The sequence below is a fragment of the Thalassospira sp. UBA848 genome, assembly GCF_002295455.1.
Lineage (GTDB): Bacteria > Pseudomonadota > Alphaproteobacteria > Rhodospirillales > Thalassospiraceae > Thalassospira.
Window position 1 is genome coordinate 1 of the sequence record NZ_DBGS01000031.1, and the last position, 7,188, is coordinate 7,188.

Annotated in this window: 6 protein-coding genes and 1 pseudogene; all 7 read left to right on the forward strand. The window is 55.9% G+C overall.

Translation table 11 applies throughout. The features are described 5' to 3' along the window. On the forward strand, positions 1-424 hold a 424-nt coding region (locus tag B2R48_RS03530; protein ID WP_349676142.1), incomplete at its 5' end, for a putative PEP-binding protein. 96 nt (positions 425-520) lie between these two features. Continuing rightward, positions 521-1,780, forward strand: a complete 1,260-nt coding sequence (locus B2R48_RS03535; protein ID WP_296997860.1) for a helix-turn-helix domain-containing protein — start codon at positions 521-523, stop codon at positions 1,778-1,780. A 180-nt stretch (positions 1,781-1,960) separates the two neighbouring features. Beyond that, on the forward strand, positions 1,961-3,085 hold the full coding sequence (ispG, locus tag B2R48_RS03540) for a flavodoxin-dependent (E)-4-hydroxy-3-methylbut-2-enyl-diphosphate synthase (protein ID WP_296997863.1): 1,125 nt from the start codon (positions 1,961-1,963) through the stop codon (positions 3,083-3,085). A 128-nt stretch (positions 3,086-3,213) separates the two neighbouring features. Further along, positions 3,214-4,455: a histidine--tRNA ligase gene (hisS, locus tag B2R48_RS03545; RefSeq protein ID WP_296997866.1), complete on the forward strand. Its 1,242-nt coding sequence runs from the start codon at positions 3,214-3,216 to the stop codon at positions 4,453-4,455. Positions 4,456-4,462: 7 nt separating this feature from the next. After that, positions 4,463-5,809, forward strand: coding sequence for a glutamyl-tRNA reductase (hemA, locus tag B2R48_RS03550; RefSeq protein WP_296997869.1), 1,347 nt, complete (start codon positions 4,463-4,465; stop codon positions 5,807-5,809). Then, positions 5,806-6,888: a peptide chain release factor 1 gene (prfA, locus tag B2R48_RS03555; RefSeq protein ID WP_296997872.1), complete on the forward strand. Its 1,083-nt coding sequence runs from the start codon at positions 5,806-5,808 to the stop codon at positions 6,886-6,888. Before hemA ends, prfA begins: the two co-directional genes overlap by 4 nt. 2 nt (positions 6,889-6,890) lie before the next feature. Beyond that, a pseudogene (locus B2R48_RS03560) lies at positions 6,891-7,188 on the forward strand (peptide chain release factor N(5)-glutamine methyltransferase); the annotation flags it as partial.

Below are 7,188 nucleotides of genomic sequence, written 5' to 3' on the forward strand. Positions count from 1 at the left end.
GATCTGGCAGGCTCCGGCCTTGCTTGATCGTGTTGACTTCCTGTCTGTTGGTACGAACGATTTGTTGCAGTTCATGTTCGCAGCAGACCGTGGGAACCCGCGGATTGAAGGCCGATACGACACATTATCACCAAGTGTATTTGCATTTATGCGGCAATTGGTGACATTGTGTGATCAGCGGGACGTCCGCCTGACCATTTGTGGTGAGATGGCGGGACGGCCGCTCGAAGCGATGGCCCTCATCGGTTTGGGAATCAAGCGTTTGTCAATGGCACCTGCGTCTGTCGGTCCTGTAAAGGAAATGGTCAGAAGTATGTGCAAGTCTGAAGTTGAACGTTACATCCTTACCGTGATGGATAATCCAACCAGATCGTTGCGATCACGTCTTAAGGCTTTCGCAATAGATCACGGTGTAAAACTTTAAAAACAATCGCTTTTGGTGGGGATATCTGCTAGTTTTATTGCTAGATCGTAACGTGGGGGTGCGGAGTTGGCGATCAAAAAGCGAAAGGAAGATCATTTGGATGACGAAACCCATGGGCGCCTTCGTTTCAGGCCTTTGTCCGGGGATGAGCCATCAAATGATATCGTGATGGACGTAGAGAACAACCAGGTCGGTGGCTACACCGAAGTCGGGAGCTTGCTGAAGGCAACCCGCAATGGTTTGGGGCAATCAGTCGAAGACGTTTGCCGCATGCTACGTATTCGTAGAATTTACATCGAAGCCATCGAAAGCAGTGACTATTCGGCTCTGCCGAACGGTCCTTATGGCCTTGGCTTCGTGAAGGCATATGCTGAACATCTCGGACTGGATGGCGCGGAAATCGCGCGCCGCTTCCGTGAAGAAAGCAACGCGCCAGCTGTACGCAGTGAACTGTCCTTCCCGAAACCGGTTCAGGAAAGCCGGGTGCCGGGTGGTGCCGTTCTTTTGATTGCGGTTATGCTGGGGCTTGGTGCCTATGGTGGCTGGTATTACCTTTCCAGTCAGGGCAAAACCATTGCGGATCTTGTTGATCCGCTGCCCGAACGGCTGGCAAGCTATTCGACAACGGCAAGCGAAGGAACTGCGCCGCGCACGCTTGAAAACGCTGCGGACGCACAGGCCGCCGAGGCCGAAATGGACGCCCCCGCACCCGTCATTTCGGAGCAGGAGCCATCTGTTACCGTCGCACCTGAAAGTGCCGTTGAAGAGTTGCCGGTCGAAGAAACTGCCGTTTCCGAAGCCCCGGTTGAGGAGCTTGCACCAGAAAGCGTAACCGACCTCGCAGAAGCACCTGCAGAGCCCGTTGAAGCGCCTGCTGTCACCGAGGATGTTGTAGAAGCAGTGCCTGAAGCTGCGCCGGTTGCTGAAGAAGCCCGGGTTGTTGCCGAAGTTGCAGAGGCACCTGTTGAAGAGCAGGTCGCGGAAACACCGGCGGCACCCGCAGCGGAAGTTGCATCAGTTCCGGCCGCACCGGAAGTGGATGATGCTGGTGGCGCCCGCGTCTTTGGTGCTGTCAATGTTGACAGCCGTGTAACCATTTCGGCTGTTGAAACCAGTTGGGTTCGTATCCGCGAAGAAGACGGCAATGTCCTTCTGACCCGTATGTTGACCGCTGGCGATACCTATATGGTTCCGAATCGTGATGGCTTGAAACTTGAAGTCGGCAATGCTGGTGCCCTGACGTACAGCATTGACGGTGCAGAAGCCAAGCCGGTCGGTGAATATGGTGCGGTAATCTCGGACTTCTCGCTTGATGTCGGTGATCTTACCCAGACCGAGGAAACCACTGTTCAATAGGTCTGACTGCCCCGAAAGGGTGGTCAAAACAGGCAAATTTCAAAAGGCGATCCGACGGGGTCGCCTTTTTTCGTGACAGCCATGCGAAAACTGGCGGAAAATCTGCTAGCCAACGGTTTCTAATCTGCGTTTGATAAGCTATATACACCCCAAGACATCTAAAACATTTTGGAATCGGAAATGAGCGTCCGCCCATATCGCGATATTGAACGCCGCCAAAGCCGTAAAATCCGTGTCGGGGATGTGGAAGTCGGCGGTGATGCACCTATCTCTGTGCAGTCGATGACCAACACCCTGACCACCGATGTGAACGCGACCGTTGCGCAGATCCATCGACTGGAAGAAGCCGGTGCGGATATCGTTCGTGTGTCCTGCCCGGATCAGGAATCAACGGCTGCGCTGAAAGACATCATCAAACAGGTGCATGTCCCGATCGTTGCCGACATCCATTTCCACTATAAACGGGCCATCGAGGCCGCCGAGGCCGGTGCAGCATGCCTGCGCATCAACCCGGGAAATATCGGGTCAACCGAACGTGTGCGTGAAGTCGTCAAGGCGGCGAAGGATCACGGCTGTTCGATGCGCATTGGTGTGAATGCCGGGTCGCTTGAAAAAGAACTTCTGGAACGTTACGGCGAACCGTGCCCGGAAGCGATGGTCGAAAGTGCGCTTAACCACGCCAAGATCCTTGAAGATCAGGATTTCCGCGAATTCAAGATTTCGGTCAAGGCATCTGACGTGTTCCTTGCCGTTGCGGCCTATTACGGTCTTGCCGAGGCATGCGACTATCCGCTGCATCTCGGTATTACCGAAGCCGGCGGTCTGCGCGGCGGTACGGTAAAATCGTCAATTGGTATGGGCAACCTGTTGTGGGCCGGGATTGGTGATACCTTGCGTGTGTCGCTGTCAGCGGACCCGGTTGAGGAAATCCATGTTGGTTTCGATATCCTGAAATCCCTGGGCCTTCGCACCCGTGGTGTTCAGATCATTTCCTGCCCATCCTGCGCCCGACAGGGATTTAATGTGGTGGAAACCGTCGCCGCCCTTGAAGAACGCCTTGCGCATATTTCGACCCCGATTTCACTGTCGATTATTGGCTGTATCGTTAATGGACCGGGCGAAGCGCGCGAAACCGATATCGGCCTGACCGGTGGCGGTGGTGGAAACCACAAAATGTATATTTCCGGGCGCCCGGATCATAATGTCAGCACGGATAAGATGGTCGATCATATCGTCGAACTGGTCGAAGAACGTGCCGCAAAAATCGAAGCCGAAGAAGCCGCCAAGAAAACCGCGGCGGAATAGCAAGGCTGTATTGGAGACTTTTGGCTTTCCGCCACACCGGCGGAAAGCTATTTTCATGTTCGCATGTGTTTGCGCCGATTGATGTTTCGCGCAAATATCTGGAATTCAAGCTAGATCGGAGACCCAAAGTGGCATCGCTTCAACCCGTCCGTGGCACGCACGACCTTCTGCCGGAACAGAACCGTCTGCAGGATTACATCGCGAATACCGCACGCGAAATCGGCGAGTTGTATGGCTACCATCGCATGACCACGCCGATCTTCGAATTTACCGACGTCTTTGCGCGCACCCTTGGCGATACGTCCGATGTTGTAACCAAGGAAATGTATACCTTTGAGGATCGCGGTGGCGAACAGATTACCCTGCGTCCCGAAGGAACGGCGGGTATTGCGCGTGCCTATATTTCCAACGGCATGCAGCAGATGTCCCCGGTCAAGGTCAGCTATTATGGTCCGATGTTCCGGTATGAACGCCCGCAAAAAGGCCGCCAGCGCCAGTTTCACCAGATCGGTGCCGAGCTGCTTGGCGTTGAACAGGTCGCAGGCGACATCGAGATGATCGGCTATGGTGCGCATATCCTGAAGGCCCTTGGTCTTTGGGACAGCATCACCCTTGAGCTTAACACCCTTGGCGATCCGGAAAGCCGTGCGGCTTATCGCGATGTTCTGGTTGATTACTTCAAGGGGCATTTTGACAATCTGTCAGAAGACAGCCGTTCGCGCCTTGAAAAGAACCCGCTGCGTATTCTGGATTCCAAGGATGAAGGCGATCGCGAACTGGTGGCGAATGCGCCGTTGTTTGCAGAATACCTCAACGAGCATTCCAAGGAATTCTTCAAGGGCCTGACCGAAGGGCTTGGCGATATCGGTATTAATTGCGAGCTGAACCCGCGTCTGGTGCGGGGGCTTGATTACTATTGCCACACCTGTTTCGAATTCACCACCAACACCCTTGGCGCACAGGGCACGGTGATGGCCGGTGGCCGGTATGACGGGCTGATTTCGACCATGGGCGGCCCGCAGACGGCTGGCGTTGGCTGGGCTGCTGGTGTTGAACGCCTGGCCCTGATGGTTGGCGAGGCACCGGCGGGTGCCCGCCCGGTAGCCTTGGTCCCGATGGGGGATGCGGCCGAAGCCAAATGTCGCAACCTTGCGCAGACCTTGCGCGAAGGTGGTGTTGCGGTTGAACTTGGTTATTCCGGCAATATGAAAAAACGCCTGAAGCGCGCGGACAAGGCAAATGCCAAGCTGGCGGTGATCCTTGGAGATGACGAACTTGCAAATGGCGTTGCCCAGCTTCGTGACCTTGATAGCGGCGAGCAGCAGGAAGTCGCGCTTGACCAATTGGCTGATGTGATCGGCAAGAAGTGAGAATGGTGTGACGGACGGGATTTCGCATGAAGATGCCGGGGATTGGCCGCTGGATCGCCTGATGGTGATCGGCACCAATCATCGGCGCTCCAGCGAGGACACCCGAGACCGTCTGTTTATTGAAGAAGCCCGATTGCCCCAATTTCTGGCTGCAATCGAGCAGGCCCGATTGGGGCAGGCCGTTGTCGTCTCGACCTGTAATCGCACCGAAATTCATCTTTTGGCATCCGAGGCCGAGCGTGGCCGCGAACGCCTGATTGATCTGATGTCGCTTTGGGCCGATCTGGATCGTGATCAATTGGCGGCCGAACTTTACATCCGGTCTGGCCGGGATGCGCTTCGACACATGTTCGCGGTCGCGGCGTCACTCGACAGTCTGGTAATTGGCGAGCCCGAGGTTTTCGGGCAGGTCAAGGATGCCCATCGGATCGCGCGTAAACATGATCTTGTCGGGCGCGAGTTGGAACTGGTTTACCAGACCGCCTATGCCATTGCCAAAAAGGTGCGTAATCAGACCGGGATCGGTCAGGGTGTCGTTTCCATCGCAGCGGCTGCGCAATCGGTGGCGCGCGACCTTCATGGTGACCTTGGTGATTGTACCTTGCTGGTTGCCGGTGCTGGCGATATGGGCGAATTGATTGCGGCATCGCTGGCAGAACGGGGAATTGGCCGCATTCTGGTCACAGACCGGTTGACGGCACGTGCGCGACTGGTCGCGCGGCGACTGGATTGCCACTGGTCAGAGATCGGGGACCTTGATCGCCTGCTGGCTGAGGCGGACCTGGTTTTGACGGCGGGTGGATCGCGCCGATATATGATCGACAAGGAACGCGCGCTCGCATCGGTCAAGCGTCGCCGGTTCCGCCCGGTTCTGATGATCGATACGGCTGTTCCCGGCGATATCGACCCGCAGGTCGACGAGATTGATGAAGTGTTCTTTTACCGGATCGAGGATCTGGAAAAAATCGCAGCCGAAGGGCGCGGCGGACGCGAAGAAAAGGCCGATCAGGCCTGGGCACTGATCGAGGCGGAGATTGATGGCTTTGTCCGTGACCGCGCGCAGCGCGCGGCAGTTCCCGCGATTGCCGATCTGCGTAAGCGGTTTGAAGCCGTGCGCACGGAGGCGTTGAACGAAAGCCAGGGCGATGCGGAAAAGGCCACACGGCTTTTGGTTAATCGTCTTTTGCATGCGCCAACACAGGCGTTGAAAGATCTGGCGACGACAACAGACGGCGCAGGCACTGTGGAATGGGTCAAGGCCCAGAAGCTTTTGTCGCGCCTGTTTGAACTTGAAGACAAGCCGCTTGGGGGCGATGGCGCACCCGGCGACCCTGAACAGGAGAATAAAGAGTGAGTTTGGACCTTGGGAAGCTCGAAGGCGTTACACGCCGGTTCGACGAACTCAACGCGCTTCTTTCAAGCGGAGAGCTTGATGGTGATGGCTTTTCAAAGTTGTCGCGCGAACATGCGGAACTGGCACCGGTGGTCGAGGCAATCGAAGCCTATAAAAAGCTGCTGAACGATCTGTCCGAGGCCGAGGAAATCCTGGCGGATCCGGACGGTGATCGCGACATGCGCGAAATGGCCGAAGCCGAAAAATACGATATTCAGGAAAAGCTGCCCGAGGCCGAGCGTCAGATGAAGCTGATGCTGATCCCCAAAGACAGTGCGGATACCAAGAACGCCATCCTTGAAATCCGCGCAGGCACGGGTGGTGAAGAAGCAGCCCTGTTTGCAGCTGATTTGTATCGTATGTATCAGCGCTATGCCGAAGGCCGTGGCTGGAAGTTCGAGCAGATGGATGCCAGTGAAAACGACATTGGCGGCTTCAAGGAAGTGATCGTGAACGTTTCAGGGACCGACGTGTTCGCCCGTCTGAAATTTGAAAGCGGTGTGCATCGCGTTCAGCGTGTTCCGGTGACCGAGGGTGGCGGCCGTATTCACACATCTGCGGCAACGGTTGCTGTTCTGCCAGAGGCCGAGGACGTTGACATCAAGATTGATCCCAAGGATCTGCGTATTGATACCTATCGTTCGCAGGGTGCAGGCGGCCAGCACGTGAACACCACCGACAGTGCGGTCCGCATTACACATATTCCGACCGGTGTTGTCGCCGCCAGCCAGGAAGCAAAATCCCAGCACAAGAACAAAGAAAAAGCGATGAAGATGCTGATGTCGCGTCTTTATGATCAGGAACGCGAAAGCAAGGACAGCGAACGTGCTGCTGACCGTAAATCACAGGTCGGGTCGGGGGATCGTTCGGAACGCATTCGCACCTATAACTTTCCGCAAGGGCGCGTGTCCGATCATCGCATCAACCTGACCCTTTACCGACTGGATGATTTCATTGCCGGTGGTCCTGCGGTTGACGAAATGATTGATGCACTGATCTCTGAAGAGCAGGCGCAAAAGCTTGCCGAAATTGAAAGCTGATCATGTCTTCTGACGCGTCTTCAAACCTTGGCGCCCTGATGGCCGAGGCCGTGACGGCCTTGAGCGAGGCCGGTATTGAAAATGCGCGTATGGATGCGCGCATTTTGCTGGCACGGGCGGCAGGTGTGGATAGTGGCCGGATCAGTGCATGGCCTGAAGATGTCGTTTCTGCAGACAAGGCTGATACGTTTCGCGACATGATTGCGCGTCGCATCGGGCATGAACCGGTGGGACGTATTTTGGGGGAACGTGATTTCTGGCGCCATACCTTCAAATTGTCACCCGAAACGCTTGAGCCGC

Excerpts from the sequence above, each read along its gene's own strand:
- ispG (WP_296997863.1), top strand. The coding sequence starts at position 1,961 with ATGAGCGTCCGCCCATATCGCGATATTGAACGCCGCCAAAGCCGTAAA.